General features: G+C 70.7%; 12 protein-coding genes. 4 read left to right on the top strand and 8 right to left on the bottom strand.

Annotation, left to right across the window (positions count from 1 at the left end; all coding sequences use genetic code 11):
- Positions 1 to 3: 3 nt before the first annotated feature.
- Positions 4 to 2,115: a discoidin domain-containing protein gene (locus ADL03_RS14500; protein WP_053733877.1), complete on the bottom strand. Its 2,112-nt coding sequence runs from the start codon at positions 2,113 to 2,115 to the stop codon at positions 4 to 6.
- A gap of 187 nt (positions 2,116 to 2,302) precedes the next feature.
- On the opposite strand from ADL03_RS14500, the gene ADL03_RS14495 reads away from it, so the two are divergent.
- Entirely contained in the window at positions 2,303 to 3,205 is a 903-nt protein-coding gene (locus tag ADL03_RS14495) for a DUF1996 domain-containing protein (protein WP_053733876.1), read from the top strand.
- 130 nt (positions 3,206 to 3,335) lie between these two features.
- Here the strand turns inward: ADL03_RS14495 and ADL03_RS14490 are convergent, their stop codons facing one another.
- The 5 genes from ADL03_RS14490 to ADL03_RS14470 all read right to left on the bottom strand — a co-directional run bounded on the left by ADL03_RS14490 (position 3,336) and on the right by ADL03_RS14470 (position 11,492).
- Positions 3,336 to 5,531: a discoidin domain-containing protein gene (locus tag ADL03_RS14490; protein ID WP_053733875.1), complete on the bottom strand. Its 2,196-nt coding sequence runs from the start codon at positions 5,529 to 5,531 to the stop codon at positions 3,336 to 3,338.
- A 104-nt stretch (positions 5,532 to 5,635) separates the two neighbouring features.
- Entirely contained in the window at positions 5,636 to 6,649 is a 1,014-nt protein-coding gene (locus ADL03_RS14485) for a LacI family DNA-binding transcriptional regulator (protein WP_053733874.1), read from the bottom strand.
- 39 nt (positions 6,650 to 6,688) lie between these two features.
- Entirely contained in the window at positions 6,689 to 9,781 is a 3,093-nt protein-coding gene (locus ADL03_RS14480) for a glycoside hydrolase family 2 (RefSeq protein WP_053733873.1), read from the bottom strand.
- A 208-nt stretch (positions 9,782 to 9,989) separates the two neighbouring features.
- Positions 9,990 to 10,820: a trans-aconitate 2-methyltransferase gene (locus ADL03_RS14475; protein ID WP_053733872.1), complete on the bottom strand. Its 831-nt coding sequence runs from the start codon at positions 10,818 to 10,820 to the stop codon at positions 9,990 to 9,992.
- Between the two features lie 90 nt (positions 10,821 to 10,910).
- Positions 10,911 to 11,492 (bottom strand): helix-turn-helix domain-containing protein, encoded by a 582-nt coding sequence (locus ADL03_RS14470; protein ID WP_053734014.1) that lies wholly within the window; start codon positions 11,490 to 11,492, stop codon positions 10,911 to 10,913.
- 47 nt (positions 11,493 to 11,539) lie between these two features.
- On the opposite strand from ADL03_RS14470, the gene ADL03_RS14465 reads away from it, so the two are divergent.
- Entirely contained in the window at positions 11,540 to 12,442 is a 903-nt protein-coding gene (locus ADL03_RS14465) for an NAD(P)/FAD-dependent oxidoreductase (protein ID WP_053733871.1), read from the top strand.
- Between the two features lie 9 nt (positions 12,443 to 12,451).
- Here the strand turns inward: ADL03_RS14465 and ADL03_RS14460 are convergent, their stop codons facing one another.
- Complete coding sequence (locus ADL03_RS14460) at positions 12,452 to 13,675, bottom strand: GDSL-type esterase/lipase family protein (protein ID WP_053733870.1); 1,224 nt, start codon at positions 13,673 to 13,675, stop codon at positions 12,452 to 12,454.
- Positions 13,676 to 13,721: 46 nt separating this feature from the next.
- Positions 13,722 to 14,588 (bottom strand): NYN domain-containing protein, encoded by an 867-nt coding sequence (locus ADL03_RS14455; RefSeq protein ID WP_053733869.1) that lies wholly within the window; start codon positions 14,586 to 14,588, stop codon positions 13,722 to 13,724.
- Between the two features lie 343 nt (positions 14,589 to 14,931).
- Between ADL03_RS14455 and ADL03_RS14450 the strand changes: the two genes are divergently transcribed.
- Both ADL03_RS14450 and ADL03_RS14445 read left to right on the top strand, forming a co-directional pair.
- Positions 14,932 to 15,834 carry an ABC transporter ATP-binding protein gene (locus ADL03_RS14450; protein WP_053733868.1) on the top strand — a complete coding sequence of 301 codons (903 nt, stop codon included), beginning with the start codon at positions 14,932 to 14,934 and terminating at the stop codon, positions 15,832 to 15,834.
- Positions 15,831 to 16,559, top strand: coding sequence for an ABC transporter permease (locus ADL03_RS14445; RefSeq protein WP_053733867.1), 729 nt, complete (start codon positions 15,831 to 15,833; stop codon positions 16,557 to 16,559). Before ADL03_RS14450 ends, ADL03_RS14445 begins: the two co-directional genes overlap by 4 nt.
- The last annotated feature ends 7 nt before the right edge of the window (positions 16,560 to 16,566 follow it).

Genomic DNA, 16,566 nt, shown 5'->3' with positions numbered 1-16,566 from the left:
AGCTCAGCGGCGGTAGACGCCGAGCTCGTAGAGCGAGTAACCCCAGCCGGTACCGCGCTGGGTGGCGTGCACGCGCACGTGACGGGCGGTCGCCGTCACGTCGATGGCGTCCACGCCGCCGTTGCCGGACGTCGTGCCGTACACCGCGCGCCAGTCGGTGCCGTTGTCGGACACCTGGAGCTCGTAGGCACGGCCGAACGCGCCCTCCCACACCAGCTGCACGTGCTGGAACGTCGTCACCGCTCCGAGGTCGACGGCCAGCCACTGCGGGTCGGACCAGTCGGTGGCCCAGCGCGTCGCACCGTTGCCGTCGACGGCGTTGGACGGCGGGAACGGCGCCCCGTCACCGACCTGCTGGTACGACGACGCGGTGACCGGCCTGCCCTGCGCGACGTCCTCCCCTGCCGGCCGCGGTGCCACGACCCGGACCGAGCGGGTCTCGACGCCGAGGTTGCCGCGGCCGTCCTCGGCCAGCACGTAGACCTTCCACACGCCGAGGCGGTCGGGTGCGGTCAGCGCCAGGCGGTTGCCGTTCACCTGCACCGGCGCGGTCGCCAGGGCTCCGCTGTTGTCGACGTACTTCGAGTTCAGCGCCGCGGACCAGGTGATCGCGTCACCGTCCGGGTCGGCCGCCGCCACGTCGATCGCCAGGGGCGCACCGGCGGCGACAGACGACGGCACGGTCATCGCGGAGATCACCGGCGGGGTGTTGGCCGGAACGGCACCGCCGAAAGCGCGCTGCACCGCGTAGAACGACAGCCGCCTCTTGCCCGCAGGAGTCAGGTTGAACCACACCGCGCCGAAGTCGTACTCGGTGCCGTAGTGGAACAGCGTGCCGCCGAACGACACCCCGGTGTGGCCGGTGATGCAGTTCCACGCCTGGGCGTAGCCGTCGCGCTTCTGCACGTCCGTGGGCTCCGCGGGCACGCCGTTGACGTCGTTGGGCACCTCCCACTCACCGGCCGGTCCGGCCTCGGTGAGGATGTACGGCTTGGTGTAGCCGCCGTCGATCCAGTCCTGCCGCACCTTGCAGACGTTGCCGTAGGAGTTGACCGCGTACAGGTCGAGATCGGGCGTGTGCGTCTTGAGGTACGCCCACGCGCCGGTCCACGCGTCCGTGTTCGTCACGGGGTGGTCGGTGTCGATGGCGTGGATCGCCTGGGCGGCCTCGTTGAGGTACCGCGCGTAGGCCACGCGCTGGTTCTCCAGCTCGATGCCGGAGTAGCAGTTCTGCAGGCCGAGGATGGACTCGTTGCCGACGTTCCACATGAGCACACCGGGGTGGTCCCGGTACGCGGTGACCCATTGCCGGATCGAGGCGAGCGTGTCCGCCTTGTACCGCGCGTCGGTGACGTAGTTGACGCAGCCGCCGGAACCGGGGCCGCCACCGGGTTGCAGCCAGAAGCCGTTGATCACGCGCAGGCCGTTCGCGGCCGCCGCGTCGAGCAGCGGCCGGGTCGAGGCGTCCGTGCCCCAGGTGCGCAAGGTGTTGACGCCCATGGACTTCAGCTCCGGCATGTACCGCGCGGCGTCGGCGGCGGGCGGGCCCCAGGTCAGGCCCTTCACCGTCCACGGCTGACCGTCCACGAGCAACCGCCAGCTGCCCTGCGAGCCGGTCACGTGCACCCCGCTCGGCGCCGCGGGGCCCTGGGTGCCGAAGACCCGCAGCTCCCACAGCGAGACGCCGTAGCCGTTGGCGCGCTGGGTGGCGTTGACGCGCAGGTACCGGCCGGTGCCGCTGACGTCGTACCCCTGTTTGCCGCCCGTGGCGCCGGTGACCGAGCGGATCGACTGCCAGGCACCACCGTCCGCCGACACCTGGAGGTCGAAGGCCGTGGCGTACGCGCCCTCCCAGTCGAGCTCGACGCGGGTGACCGACGAGGAGGCGCCGAGGTCCACGCGCAGCCACTGCGGGACGCTCCACTGGCTGGACCAGCGGGTGGCGGGGTCGCCGTCGACGGCGGCCGAGGCGGGCGTGCCGCCGTTCTCGGTCGAGGACGCGACGGCGGGTTTGCCCCGGGAGAGCAGTGCGGGCGCGGCGGTCACCGGTCCCGGTACGAGCACCAGACTTGCGAGCACGGCGAGAACCGTGCCGATGGAGCGGACGCGAACCATCGCGCCTCCTGCCACGGGTAGGGGTTGCGTGTGCGTGGAGAGCGCTCTCACAACCCTGCCGACGAACGGTACGACCAGACGTCGGCGGTGTCAAAAGAACCGGTCTTGACACTGTGCGCACTCCGGCGGGAACCTGGTTTGGAGAGCGCTCTCCCAGCCGGTTCCCCACGTCGGCAGGAGGACACAGGTGTCCCGAAAGCTCAGCGCGTCAGCGGTCACGGCCGCCCTGGTGGCGGCGTTCGTCGTCGTCCAGCAGGCCCAGGCCGATGACCTCGTCACCCACCACGAGTTCCAGGCGAACTGCTCGGTCACGCACCACCTCCCGGACGACCCGATCGTCTTCCCGGGGCTGGCGGGTGCGTCGCACCTCCACACGTTCCTCGGCAACCCGTCCACCAACGCCCGCACCACCAACGACTCCCTGAAAGCGGGCCAGACCAACTGCAAGACCCCGGACGACAGGTCCGCGTACTGGTTCCCGTCGGTCTACAACGGCGACCAGGTCGTGCCGCCGAACTTCCCGCAGGTGATCTACTACAAGTCCGGCATCCTGAGGTACCAGGACGTCGTGCCGTTCCCGCCGGGCATCCGGTTCGTCGTCGGCAGTCCCGGTGCCTCCCAGGAGGAGTTCCGCACCGCGCCCGGTGCCGTGGAGGGCTGGGAGTGCGGCGACAGCTCCCACAACTGGGACATCCCCGCCTGGTGCCCGCCGGGCACCCAGCTCAACATCCGTTACCAGGCACCGAGCTGCTGGAACGGCCGCGACCTCGACTCGGCCGATCACAAGGCGCACATGGCCTACCCGGACCGCGCCACGCTGGTCTGCCCGGCCTCGCACCCGGTCGCGGTGCCGATGCTGGAGTTCAAGATGGCGTTCCCGGTGTCCGGTGACATGTCCCGCATCCGGCTGTCCAGCGGCCGCGGTTACACCTGGCACTACGACTTCATGAACGCCTGGGACGCCCCCACCCAGGCCGCGCTGGTGCGCCACTGCGTCAACGGTGGCCTGCAGTGCGACCCGCGTGGATATGATCTGTACAAGCCACAAAGGGGTGCCGCGCTCGGCCCGGACTACCGGTTGCCGAGGTAGCGTTCTCCCCTCCATGCACCCCAGGGCGGCGCGTGCCCTGGGGTGTTTTCTTTGCGAACACAGCGAAAACGGGCGCCGCGACCGGGGTGGTCGCGGCGCCCGCCGGGTGTTCAGGCCGGGCAGAGCCCGGTCACGGGTAGTTCACGACGTACCGGATCTGGTTCGCGAGGTCCGCCTGACCGCCGGTGCCGTTGATGACGTTGGCGATCGTGCCCACGCCGCCCAGCGACACCGCGACCAGGTGCGTGAACCGCACACCCGGCCGGTTCGGTGCCTCGAACGCGTTGTCGGTGACCACGCTCGGGTTGGCCTGGTTGAAGCAGTAGACGCCGACACCGAACGCCTGGTGCGTGGTGACCGAGTCGGCAACCTTGTAGCCGGCCCAGCCCCGCTTGGAGCCGTTCATCCAGGCGGCCTGGTTCGGCGGGTCGTACGGCAGCTCGTTCTGGTAGAGGTAGACGCGGCCGCCGTTGCCGTTCCACACCAGGTTGTACTGCTGGTAGTGCTCGACGAACAACCCGTACGCGGTCACGTTGTCGCCGTTGACGACCACGCCGTTCTGGCCCGGGTTCGCCGTCCAGCTCACGCCCGCGCCGTGGTCGGCCCGCCACACCCAGGTGTGGTCGATGATCGTGTTGCGGCTGTTGACCCGCATGCTGACCGTCGCCTTGCCCGCCTGCGACCCGCCGACCCGCAGGTACACGTCGTGCAGCGAGGTCGGGTTCGCCGTGTGGTCGGCCGCGCCGGAGTCACCGATCTCCAGCAGCACCGGCGAGTTCTGCACGCCGGCGTCGACCAGGAACCCGGCCAGCCTGACACCGTCCACATCGGACGTCGACAGCGCCGCCCTCCCGGTGGTCGGCGTCAGCGTCGCGAGCCCGAGGCCGAGCACGACGGTGTTGGGGCGGGTGACGCGGATGGTGTCGTCGACCTGGTGCACGCCCGGCGTGAGCAGCAGGTGCTTGCCCTGCGCCAGTGCGGCGTTGATCGTCGTGACCGGCGTGCCGGACTTGACGACGAAGAAGTCCGCCAGCGACACGGAACTGCCCGGGTTGCCGTTCTCCCAGCTGGTGCCACGCGAGTTGGTGCGCAGCGCGGGCAGGAACACCCGGTACTCACCGGTGCCGTCGAGGTAGAGGAACGGCTTCTCGCGCGTCACCGGCGAGGTGTCGACGGTGGTGTGCGACGGGTTCGGGAAGTGGTCAGGCGGTGCGCCCTGGGTGCCGGCGAACACCATGTTCCACACCGAGCCCGACCAGCCGCCGGCCAGGTTGCTGTTGCGGGTCAGGAACTGCTGCTGCGAACCCGAGACCACGACACCGTCGATCTTGCTGTCCACGATCAGGCCGCCGCTGGCCCAGCCGTCGTAGCCGTTCCAGAGGTGCGCCTGGCCGCGCAGGTGCATCCGCCGGTACGCGGTGGCCTGCGAGACCGCCCAGCGCTCGATCTGGTTCGCCGGCAGCGTGACCGACAGGTTCTCCGCGCCACGCCAGAAGTTCTGCGTCGCGTTGCCGAGGTTGTTCGGGTCGTCGCCCTGCTGCAGCCAGTCGGCCTCGACCCGGATGTGGCCGTTGATGTTGACGTCGTCCGGGTTCAGCCCCAGGCCCGCCACCTGCGTGTAGAAGCGCAGGTTCACGTCGGCGTCGTAGCTGCCGGGCTTGAACAGCACGGCATAGCGCTGCGGCCCGAACTGGTTGGTCTTCATCTGCGCGGAGATCGCGTCGAGCCGCGACTGCATCTCCGACTGCGACGAACCCGGCCCGTAGACGAACACGTTCGGCCCGAAGTCGGGGTTGCGCGGGTCGGTCGGCGGCACCCCGGTCGGGTCGGTGGTGGTGTTGACGCCGAGCTCCCACAACGAGTACCCGTAGCCGGTGCCGCGCTGGGTGCCCAGCACCCGCACGTACCGGCCGGAGCCGCTGACGTCGAGCGCCTGCGTGCCGCCGGTGCCGGTGCTGGTCGAGTAGACGTTGCGCCACGAACCGGAGTCGGCCGCGTTGTCGCTCACCTGCACCTGGAAGGCCTTGCCGTACGCGCCTTCCCAGCTCAGGGTGACGCGGCAGACCTGCTGGGTGGAGCCGAGGTCGACCTGCAGCCACTGCGGGTCGGAGAACTGCGACGACCAGCGGGTGCCCGCGTTGCCGTCGACGGCGGCGGCAGCGGGCGTGCCGCCGTTCTCGGTGGAGGACGCCGTTGCCGGGCGGTTGAGCGCGACGTTGGAGGTGCCGCACGCGGCGGCACCGGCGGAGGTCGTGGCGCTGACGGTGGTCACGAGACACAGAGCGGCGGCGGCGAGCGCGGCCACCCTGGACAGGGGTATGCCCATGATCCTGCCTGACGCGAAAGGGCCTGGAGAGGCCGGGGACGGTGGCGACCGGTCGCCGTGAGAGCGCTCTCCCAGACGTTAACGCCGCGTGTCGGGCAGGTCAATCAAGCAGAGGCGCGGACGACGAGTTCCGGTTCGAAGATGACGGATCTCGGCCGTTGTCCCGGTTCTTCGAGGTCAGCGAGCAGGAGTTCGGCCATCTCGGCGGCCATCTCCTCGACCGGTTGCCGCACGGTCGTGAGCTGCGGGCGGCACGCGAGCGCGGGTGCGCTGTCGTCGAAACCCACGACCGCCACGTCGTCGGGCACGCGCAACCCGTGCGCCTGCACCACGAACACCGCCGCCTGCGCCATCAGGTCGTTCGCGGCGAACACGCCGTCGAGGTCGGGGTGCTCGGTGAGCAGCCGGTTCATCGCGGCCTCGCCGCTCTGCGCGGTGAACCCGCCCTCCGCGCTCGGCACGTACGGGAACCCGTGGCGCGCCATGGCATCGCGGAACCCGGCGAGCCGGTCCTGGCTCGCCAGGACGTCCAACGGGCCGGAGATGGTGACGACGTTGGTCCGCCCGCCCGCGACCAGGTGGTCCGCCGCGAGCCGCCCACCGGCGCGGTGGTCCAGGTCGACGTAGCTGACCGGCGTCGGTGTGCCGGGTCTGGCGTAGAGCACCGCGGGCACCCCGGCGGCCATCAGCCTGGCGGGCAACGGGTCGGCGGGGTGCGTGGTCACGAGCAGGGCGCCGTCGGCACTGCCCTGGCGCAGGAACTCGACGACCTCGGTTCTGGCCTGCTCGGAGTCGGCGAGCATGAGCACCGGGTGCACGCCGTGCGGGCGCAGGCAGTCGACCACGCCTGCGGTCACCCGGCCGAAGAACGGGTCGGTGAAGACGTCCGATCCCCCGCCGGCACCGGAGATCACCAGCGCGACCGTGCCGGTGCGGCGCGTGACGAGAGACCGGGCCGCCCGGTTGGGCGAGTACCCGGTCTGCTCGATCGCGTTGCGCACCGTCTCCTGGAGCTGCGGGTCGACGTTGCGGGTGCCGTTGACCACGCGCGAGACGGTCGCGCGTGAGACACCCGCAACTCTGGCGACGTCCTCCAGCGTGGGCGCGCTCCTGCTCATACACCGGTTGTACCACGCTGGGAGAGCGTTCTCCCACCGTCAGGAGCCGATGCGGACCTCCTTGATCGCACCGGGCCACAAGTCGACGTTCTGGCCGTTGTACTTGGCACGTCCCACCGCGAGCGCGCCGGTGCTCACGACCGACGGCCCCGCCGCCGTCGTGGCGACCAGCACGCCGTCGACGTAGAGCCGGATCTCGCTGCCCCTCCGCTCACCCCTGAGCTCGTACCAGCGGCCGACCTCCGGGGTGACCTCGTACCGGGCCCGGTTGCCGCCGGGGGTGCTGAACGCGAACGCACCTTGGCCGTACTGCAGGTAGAAGGGGTTCTCCCGCTCGCGGCCGTCCTGGCTGACGGCGGTGGCGTAGTTGCCCGGCACCTCGTCGAGCCTGACCTTGGCGGACACCGTGTAGTCCTTGGTCGTGTCGACCACGGGTCCGTAGGTCTCCGCCGAGCCGTTGCGGAACTGCAGTGCGCCGTCCTTCCACGTGGCACCGGTCGGGCTGAGCGTGAGCGGGTTCTTGCCGGTCGAGTCCTTGGCGGTCGTGCCGCGGGTCTCGTTCAGCTTCCACTCGCCGCTCCCCGCGTACGGGTACGGCTTGCCCGCGTTCGCACCCGCCTCGATCACCCGCCGGTTGATCTCGCGCACCGGACCGGGGTCGACCTTGACGCGCTTGCGGTCGTAGGTCCACAGACCGTTGAGCTCGCCTTCCAGGTCGGTGACCTGGGTGTAGACCGACGCCGACAGCTCCTGGCGGGCTTGGCCGAGGTAGAACGTGCGGGTGTTGTCGACGTACTTCGCCGTCAGCGCCGCCTTGTCCGCCACACCGCTGTAGATCGCGATCGGCGCACCGGGCCACTGGTGTCCCGGCGTGCGCAGCGTGAAGCCGCCGTGCTCGCCGTCCATCACAACCCGCTTGCCGTCCGGACGCGCCGGGTCGGTGTTGTTGTAGTCGTGGTGGTCGATGACGTCACCCCGGCCGCTGTCCCCCTTGGAGGCGCAGCAGTTCACGCCGCTGTGCGCGTTGACGACCCGGCTCGGGTCGGCGGCCTTGACGCCGTCGGTGATCTGGCCGGTGGCGGTGCGATCCCACTCGCCCCAGCCCTCGTTGAACACGATCCACGCGTAGATCGACGGGTAGTTGTGCAGCTGCTCCATCATGTCCCGGCCCTGGCTGAGCCACGCCTGCTGCGCACCGGGGTCGTTGCCGTCCTCGACGGAGACGAAGTCCTGCCACACCAGCAGTCCCAGCCGGTCGGCGTGGTAGTACCAGCGGGCGGGCTCGACCTTGATGTGCTTGCGCACGGCGTTGAAACCGAGGTCCTTCTGCGCCTTCAGGTCGAACACCAGCGCCTCGTCGCTCGGCGCGGTGTTCAGGCCGTCCGGGTAGAAGCCCTGGTCGAGCTGCATCAGGTTGAAGATCGGCTGGCCGTTGAGGGTCAGCTTCGGCGTGCCGCCGACGTTCGCGATGCCGGTGGACCGCATGCCGAAGTAGCTCTTCACCCGGTCCCTGCCGAGCGTGATCTCGAGGTCGTAGAGGTACGGGTCGTCCGGCGTCCACAGGTGCGGGTTCGGCACCGGCAGCCGCAGGTCCGCGTTGGCTGGCCCGGTGACCGTGCCGACCTGCCTGCCGCGCGCGTCCTTCGCGACCGCAGTGACGGTGGCGTTGCCCGCCGACTTCACCCTCAGCGCGAGGGTGTTCGTGGTGAGGTCGGGGGTGGTCTTGATCTCGTCGATGCCCTGGTCCGCGACCGGTTCCAGCCAGACGGTCTGCCAGATGCCCGATGACGGCGTGTAGAAGATGCCGCCGGGGTTGGGCGACTGCTTGCCCTTGGGCTGGTGCGGACCGGTGGTGTCGGTGACCGCGACGACGATCTCCTGTTCACCGCGCTTGAGGGCGTCGGTGATGTCCGCGCTGAACGCCGTGTAACCGCCGGTGTGCTCGGCGACCAGCGTGCCGTTGACCCACACCTTCGCCTGGTAGTCCACCGCGCCGAAGTTGAGCTTGAGCCGCTGCCCGTTGCCGATCCGCCAGTCGTGCGGAACGGTCACGGTCTTGCGGTAGAACATGTGGTCCTCGTGCCGTTCGAGCCCCGACAGCTGCGACTCGACCGGGTACGGGACGATGATCTTCTCCGGCAGCTTCCGGCCGAACCGCGGCTGCTCGCCGGCCTTGGCGCCCGCGAACTCCCACGGCCCGTTGAGGTTGACCCACCGGTCGCGCTGCAACTGCGGCCGCGGGTACTCCGGCAACGGGTTGCGCGCGTCGAACCTCTCCCCCCACGGCGTCCTGAGCCGCTCGGTCGAGGTGTTCTTGACCGTCCGCGCGGTCTTCTCGACCTTCCTGCCGTCCACGGCCAGCGCGCCGGCACCGTCGTAGTAGATCTTCACCCGCTGGCTCTTGAGCACCCGCTCCGCCAGCCGGACGGTGACCTTCCCGCGGCCCGCGGTGATGACCGAGACCGGCATCGGCGTGGCGTCGACCTCGACCCGCAGGTGGTCCCTGAGGTCGTTCGTCCCGGTGACGCGCCCGTCGAACTCCGCGGTGAGCGTGCGGCCGTCCCTGGAGACCTCCGCGGCACGCGGCACGACCCGGAAGTCCCGCGGCGGCGTGAACGCGGACTCCGGCACGATCTGCTTCGGCGTGGTCGCACTCGACCAGCGCAGGAACATGTTGGCACCACCGACGTCCTGGAACATCTCCAGCCGGAAGTCGTACTGCCGGCCGGCCGTGAGGCTGACCGGCGCGCTCGTCTGCTCCCGGTCCCAGTCGCCCACCCAGTGGTCGATCACCGGCTGTCCGTCGACGAACAGCCGGAACCCGTTGTCCCCGATGGCGTGGAACGTGTAGTCACCGGTCTGCGGCACGGCGATCTGCCCGGTCCAGCGCGCCGTCGTGTGCTCCGTGCGCCCGGCCAGGAACCCGAACACCGACGTCAGGTCCGAGTGGTTCACCTCGGCGTCGAGCACCGTGCCCGCGAGGTTCGCGAAGTCCCTGGCGCCCGGCGCCGACATGCTGAAGTACTCGCCCTTCAGGCCGTGCACGGGCTCGGCGGCCGACGCCGGCGGTGTCCCTGGCATGACGCCCAGTGTGAGCAGCAGAGCGACGAGTGCGGGGGCGGCTTTCCTCATCGGCGAGATTCCCCTTCGATTTACAACGTTGTAAGAGCGCTCCCATACATCCACGCACACGGTTCGGATGGCCTGCTACGGCCGTTCGGAGGTATCCGGCATGTCAAAGCGGACAAGTTGCCGGCGCACGGGCCGGTCATGCGATCGGCTCGTGCGCAAGTTGCGGTCTTGCCGTTGGGATCCGTGATCGTCCCAATGGCTCTTGGGGTCATGCCTTTCGTGCGGCCCACACGGAACGTTCGGTGCGCACGGCCAGGTCGTCACGGTGCAGCAGGCCATTGGGGTTGTGCGGGTCGAGGAGGGCGTCGAGCGCGGCGAGGTCCTCGGGTGGGAGGAGATCGACGACGGTGCCGCGCATGCGTTGCAGGCTGGTGAGGGCGTAGCGGCCGACCGCCTCGGAGCGTTCGACGTGCACGGTGAGGGTGCGTTCGCCCTCGACGGTGAAGCCGGCGGCGGTGAGCTTCGGGCCCCAGTCGGCGCCGCGGTGGGGCATGAGCTCGGCGTGGCGGCGGTCGCTGGCGGCGTGGACGCGGTCCTCCAGATCGTCGCCGAGGAAGCGCGGGAAGCCGGCCAGCTCGATCACGGCGAACAGGCCGCCGGCGGCGAGGGTGTCGTGGACCTGGCGCAGCACGCGGGCGGGGTCGGCCATGTGGTGCATCGAGGCGGAGGCCCAGACCAGGTCGGGGGTGCCGAGGTCAGGCCAGGTGATGTCGAGGTCGGCCTGGACGGTGGTGACGCGGTCGGCGAGGCCAAGTTCGCAGGCCTTGTCGCGCAGGCGCCGGAGGTGGTCGACGTCGGAGTCGACGGCCGTGACGCGTGCCTCGGGGAACTGGGTGAGCAGAGCGAACGTGCCGGCGCCGGTGCCGCAGCCCAGGTCCACGACGTGACGTGGGTGGTCGACGGGCAGCCACGCGGTGATGGCGGCGGTGTGCTCGGCGACGACCTCGGCGTCGAGGTCGAGGATGTCCGCCATGCCGTGGTCGTGCTCATGTCCGTGGCCGTGTCCATGCCCATGGCCGTGTCCGTGCTCGTTGCTCATGCCCTCAAGCTAGGTCCGCCATGCGCCAGGTGCACGACGTCTTGCCAACGAAGCAACGAGGTCGTCCTCCACCCTGCCGATCGCGCAAGATCAGCCCGGACCCGCCGCGGCCTTCTTGTCGTTGTGCCCCCGCCGCGCCTCCCGGTCGAAGATCCCCATGACCTCGCACGGCCCGCCCGCGGTCCCGATTGCGTGCGGCAGCATCGTGGGGAACTCGGCGGCCTGGTTCGTCTCCACCCGGAACCGGCGGTTGCCCAGGAGCAGGATCGCCGTGCCGGACAGCACGACGAGCCACTCGTGACCCGAGTGCGCGCGCAGGCCGGAGGGGCTTTCGGGTGGCGGGGTCGTCATGCGCTGCCGGATCACGGTCATGCCCGGTTCGGCCCTGATCGGCCAGCGCAGCTGATCGCGCGCACCGTCGATCATCGGGCTGAGGATCACGTCGTCGGTGTCGGTCTCCACGAGCTGGTCGAGCGACGTGTCCAGGGCCCGCGCGAGGACGACGAGCTGGTCCAGGGCGAGGCGGCGCTGACCGTTCTCGATCCGGCTGAGCGACGACGGGCTCAGCCGGGCACGGGTCGCCAGCTCCTCCAGCGACCAGCCCTGCGCCACCCGCAAGGCACGGATCCGTTTGCGCACGAGGCTGTCCAACTCGCCATCTTCTTGCGTCATGCGCACGATCATATGCTTCAGCCGCAAACCGTGCTTACGGTCGAACCATGAAAAACAACTTCGATGCCGTCGTGATCGGCGGTGGCGCCGCCGGACTGAGCGGCGCACTCATGCTCGCCCGTTCCCGCCGCACCGTCGTCGTGGTCGACAGCGGCACCCCTCGCAACGCCCCGGCGCACGGCGTGCACGGACTGCTCGGCCACGACGGCATCCCGCCCTCCGAGCTGCTCAAGCGCGGCCGCGAGGAGGTGCGGAGCTACGGCGGGGAGATCATCGACGGCGAGGTCTCCTCGGCGGAACCGGACGGCGACGGCTTCACCGTCACGCTCGCCGGCGGCCAAGCCCTGCGCGCACGCCGGTTGCTCGTCGCCACCGGGCTGCGCGACGAGCTCCCCGACGTGCCCGGACTGGCCAGGCACTGGGGCTGCGGGCTCGTGCACTGCCCGTACTGCCACGGCTGGGAGGTCCGCGACGAGCCGATCGGCGTGCTCGCGGTGGGTCCGGCGTCGGTGCACCACGCGGTGCTGTTCCGGCAGCTCACCGACGACCTCGTCTACTTCACCAACGGCACCGGGCTCGACGACGCCACCCGCGCCCGGTTCGCGGGCAAGGGCATCCGGGTCGTCGACACCCCGGTCGCCGCGGTCGAGACCGACGGCGACGAGATCACCGGCGTCCGACTGGCCGGCGGCGAGGTCGTGCCGCGCCGGGTGATCGCCGTGATGACCAGGATGTTCGCCCGCACCGACGGCATCGAGGGTCTGCGTCTGCCGATGGCGGACCTGCCCGACGGCCTGGGCCGCCACTTCGTGACCGGTGCCGCGGGCAGCACCGCGGTGCCGGGCGTGTGGGTCGCGGGCAACGCCACCGATCCCACCGCGCAGGTCGGCGCGTCCGCCGCGGCCGGAGCGCTCGCCGGTGCGCGCATCAACGCCGACCTGCTGTCGTGACACCGCGGCTCAGGCGAACGACCGCAGCGCGAAGAAGTCGGCGATCGCCTGCTGGCCGGTGATGTTGGCGTGCACGCCGTCACCGGTGTCGTAGGGCGGGTTGATGCTGTTCGGCCTGATCGGGTCCTCCAGCACCTGGTCGAGGTCCACGACCCCGGCGCAGGTGCCGGAGCAGTCACCGCCGCGCTTCACGAAGTCGTTGACGGCGTGCCGGTCGACGTTGTTCTGATCGCTGTAGCCGGGCCGGGGCGTGATCGGCGTGACGTGCACGGCGATCCCGGCCTTGCGCAGCCGTTCGAACACGGCGCGATAGCTGGTCACGATGTCGTTGGCCGTGCAGCCGTTCGCGATGTCATTCGTGCCGTAGTAGTAGACGACGTCGGTGACGCCGTGCAGTGCGAGCACGTCCCTTTCCAGCCGTGACACCGCATCGAGCCCTACGGCCGCGCCCGGCGTGCGTGGGCAGACCGCGCTCGTGGTGCCGCTGATCCCCGCGTTGGCCACGGCCAGCTGCCGGTCGCGGGGCAGCTCCGCCGCGATCCGCCGCGCGAGCACGTCCGTCCACCGCTTGTTCGTGCCCAGCTCGGTGCAGCCCGGTCCGCAGTTCGTGCTGCCCACGCCGTCGACCACCGAGCTGCCGAACGGCACGATCGTGCCCTTCAGGCGGGGACTGAACACGTCCACCGCGCTGACCAGGTATGTCGACTGCACCTGTTGCGTATAGGCCGCGCCCGTGTCCGTCGTGTGCTCCCCCGACCCCGCCGGGGTGAGGTAGTTGTCCCGGAACGCCGACTCGTGCCGGCCGGGCACGACATCGCCGCGGACGTACATGCTGACCGCGAGATCGCTGCCGGCCACCGTGTCCAGCGCCGTCCGGTCGCTCCACACCTCGCCGCCGGCCGGGATCGTCACCGTTGCGCGCCCGCCGAACGTGACGTCCACCGGCCGGGCGACCGCCGCGTCGCCGGTGCTGAGCGCAGCGGTGGTGCGGTCCACGGTCAGCGGCCGCGTGCCGAAGGTGTTCTGCAGCCTGACCCGCACCGCGCTGCCGCCCTGGCTGAGGTGCGTGATCATCCGCAGCGACTGGTCGTGCAGCGTGACCGGGGCGAGGTTCTGCTGCGACTGCGCCCAGGACGTGAACCAGCCGGGCCGGTCGGCTTCAGCGGCGACAGGGGTGGACAGTGCGGCGACGGCGAGCACGGTCGCGAGAAACGCTGGGGTGCGTAATTTCATGCACCGTAGGGTGCTCGTTCACACACGAGCTGTAACCACGGTCGTCTCACTTGGTGTGCGAGGGGAACTCGTCGACCCTGACCAGCTGCGCCCGCGGGTACTTGCGGCCCGCCGTCGGCACCGGCGACCCGGTGAACGACACCGGCGTCCCGGCCAGCAGCAACGTCAGCCCCTCCGGCAGGTCGTCGCGCGACACGAACCACGACCCGCCCTTGGTGTCGGTGATGAACCCATGTGACTGCCCCGACCTCCAGGTAGCGACGGTCCCCCGCCGCCGCCCGCGCGGTGTCCCCACCGGCGACGCCACCGCCTCCGACGACCGCACGAAAGCACCCCGCAGCGGGTAATCGGGCCGGTCGGTGGGGGCGAAGAGGTCGTCGAAACCGGGCGTGAACGGTGTGGCGGCCCGCAGCGGCGCCGCGGTGCGCGGTGTCCAGGCCGGCACCGGGCTGCCCTCGGTCGCCCGCACGTCGACCACCGGCAGCACCACGTGCACACCCCGCGCGGTCAGCCTGGTGACCAGCGGCGCGAAGTCGGCGTCGCCGGTGAGCAGGACGACCCAGTCCAGCGGCACGGTCGTCGCCCGGTCCCACGCCTCCAGCGCCAGGTGGACGTCGACGCCCTTCTCCTTGCCGCCGTGCAACGGCATGTCGTGCCGCGTGATCCCGGTCGAGGCCAGCACGGCGTCGAACGACGCGGCCGGCGTCTCGATGCGGCCGCGGACGTAGTGGGCCTCCGCGACCACGCAGTCCTCCAGCGGCCGGCCGGTCTCGGCGTGGACGTACCAGCGCAGGGCGTCGTGCAGCCCGTCCAGCGAGATCCGCGCCGCCCGCCGGTGCGCGGTGGCGTAGAAGTCGCTGAGGTAGGCGAACCACGTGCCGTCGTAGAACACGCCGATGCGGACGATCCCCATCGGACAGACATTACCGACCCGGCGGTGCACGCGGATCGCAGCGCCACCGTGTGGCGCCACCACGAGCAACGCGCCCAGCGCTTCCCGGTGGCCGGCCGGTTCGGCCTCTACGAGAAGCGCTGCATCGGCTGGCCCACCGAGGGCCGGCCGATGCAGCTCACCGGCGGCACGAGCCCGGTGCAGCTGGTCGGGCACCTCTACGAGCCGGTCACGCCGATCGGCTGCGACTATGCGATGCGCGGGCGTGCCCGTCCCGGTCCCGGGGTAGGCCATGACATCTGTCACGGCGAGGTCGTGACAGCCGATCCCCGCTCGGCGAGCCGCGCGGGACCAGCATCGAGGCATGACGGAAACAGCGGTACGGGCCGGCGCCGCGGTGGCGTTGAACGGCCTGCGGAAGCGGTTCGGCGAGGTGCGCGCGGTCGACGGGGTCGACCTGGTCATCTCGCCCGGTGAGGTGGTCGCGCTGCTCGGCCCGAACGGGGCCGGCAAGTCCACGACGGTCGACCTGCTGCTCGGTCTGTCCACTCCGGACAGCGGCGAGGTCAGCGTGTTCGGCAGGACACCGCGCGAGGCCGTGGTGGCCGGACAGGTCTCGGCGATGCTGCAGGGCGGGGCGTTGCCCGACGACACAACGGTCGCCGAGGTCGTGGCGCTGGTCGCGGCACTGCACCGCAAGCCCATGCCGGTGGCGCGGGCGCTGCGGCAGGCCGGGATCGAGGACCTCGCCGGGCGCCGGTGCACGAAGCTGTCCGGCGGGCAGAAGCAACGGGTGCGGTTCGCGCTGGCGCTGGTCTGCGAACCGGACCTGCTGGTGCTCGACGAACCGACGGTCGCGATGGACGTGGAGACGCGGCGGGCGTTCTGGCAGCAGATGCGCGCCTACACCGACACCGGCCGCACGGTGCTGTTCGCGACGCATTACCTGGAGGAGGCCGAGGAGTACGCGGACCGGGTGGTGCTGATGCGGGCCGGGCGGGTCGTGGCGGACGGATCGGTGGCGCAGGTGCGTGCCGCGGTGTCCGGTCGCACGGTGCGGGCGGTCGTTCCCGGGGTGGCCGAGCTGGTGCTGCCGGGCGTGCGGTCGATGGAACGGCGTGGCGACCGGTTCACGTTGGCCTGCACCGACTCCGACGCGGCGGTACGCGCGCTGGTGACGGGTTTCCCCGGCGCGCACGACATCGAGATCACGGCGATGGGCCTCGAGGACGCGTTCCTCGCACTGACCGGCGAGGAGGACCGATGAACACCAGGTTCCTGGCACTGGAGCTGCGGCGCGTGCTGCGCAACGGCCGATACCTGATCTTCACCGTGGTGGTGCCGTCGGTGATGTTCCTGCTGTTCGTGAACCTGTACGGCGGCGGTGACGGGACGTTCCCCAACGGGCTGCCGGTCGCGACGTCGCTGATGATGAACATGGCGTTGTTCGGCGTGATGGCCGGGCCGCTGACGATCGGCGCGCGGATCGCGGTCGAGCGCGGGCTGGGGTGGCAGCGGCAGCTGCGGCTGACGCCGTTGACCGGCTCGGGGTACCTGCTGGCCAAGGGCGCGCTGGGCCTGCTGGTCGGGTTGCCGGCGATCGTGCTCGTGTGCGTGATCGGCGCCATCGAGGGCGTGCGGATGGACGTGGCGCAGTGGGCGGGCGTGCTGGGCACGCTGTGGCTGGGCGCGGTGCCGTTCGTGCTGCTGGGGATCGTGATCGGGCTGCTCGCGACCCCGGACGGGATGCAGGCGATCACCGGCCTGGCGTCGATGCTGCTGGGGCTGCTGGGCGGGCTCTGGATCCCGGCGGACGTGGCACCGCGGTGGCTGACGACGTTGATGCAGGTGTTGCCGACGTACTGGGTGAAGGAGCTGGCGCAGGCGCCGTTCGTGTCCGGTGTGGACGTCGGCCGGGCGTTCCTGGTGATCGGCCTGTGGGTCGCGGGTCTGTCGCTGATCGCCGTGCGCCGCTACCGCGCGCAGAACTAGGTTCGAC

This window comes from Nocardia sp. NRRL S-836 (assembly GCF_001279525.1).
In the GTDB taxonomy this organism is placed as follows: domain Bacteria; phylum Actinomycetota; class Actinomycetes; order Mycobacteriales; family Pseudonocardiaceae; genus Lentzea.
The sequence above is the reverse complement of the archived record's forward strand: the minus strand, read 5'-3'. Positions and strand labels throughout refer to the sequence as shown.

What these genes read in the sequence shown, in the direction of transcription:
- ADL03_RS14475 (WP_053733872.1), bottom strand. Translation starts at nt 10,820, where the DNA reads ATGAGCAACGAGCACGGACACGGCCATGGGCATGGACACGGCCACGGA.
- ADL03_RS14470 (WP_053734014.1), bottom strand. Translation starts at nt 11,492, where the DNA reads ATGACGCAAGAAGATGGCGAGTTGGACAGCCTCGTGCGCAAACGGATC.
- ADL03_RS14450 (WP_053733868.1), top strand. Translation starts at nt 14,932, where the DNA reads ATGACGGAAACAGCGGTACGGGCCGGCGCCGCGGTGGCGTTGAACGGC.
- ADL03_RS14460 (WP_053733870.1), bottom strand. Translation starts at nt 13,675, where the DNA reads ATGAAATTACGCACCCCAGCGTTTCTCGCGACCGTGCTCGCCGTCGCC.
- ADL03_RS14455 (WP_053733869.1), bottom strand. Translation starts at nt 14,588, where the DNA reads ATGGGGATCGTCCGCATCGGCGTGTTCTACGACGGCACGTGGTTCGCC.
- ADL03_RS14480 (WP_053733873.1), bottom strand. Translation starts at nt 9,781, where the DNA reads ATGAGGAAAGCCGCCCCCGCACTCGTCGCTCTGCTGCTCACACTGGGC.
- ADL03_RS14490 (WP_053733875.1), bottom strand. Translation starts at nt 5,531, where the DNA reads ATGGGCATACCCCTGTCCAGGGTGGCCGCGCTCGCCGCCGCCGCTCTG.
- ADL03_RS14445 (WP_053733867.1), top strand. Translation starts at nt 15,831, where the DNA reads ATGAACACCAGGTTCCTGGCACTGGAGCTGCGGCGCGTGCTGCGCAAC.
- ADL03_RS14465 (WP_053733871.1), top strand. Translation starts at nt 11,540, where the DNA reads ATGAAAAACAACTTCGATGCCGTCGTGATCGGCGGTGGCGCCGCCGGA.
- ADL03_RS14485 (WP_053733874.1), bottom strand. Translation starts at nt 6,649, where the DNA reads ATGAGCAGGAGCGCGCCCACGCTGGAGGACGTCGCCAGAGTTGCGGGT.
- ADL03_RS14500 (WP_053733877.1), bottom strand. Translation starts at nt 2,115, where the DNA reads ATGGTTCGCGTCCGCTCCATCGGCACGGTTCTCGCCGTGCTCGCAAGT.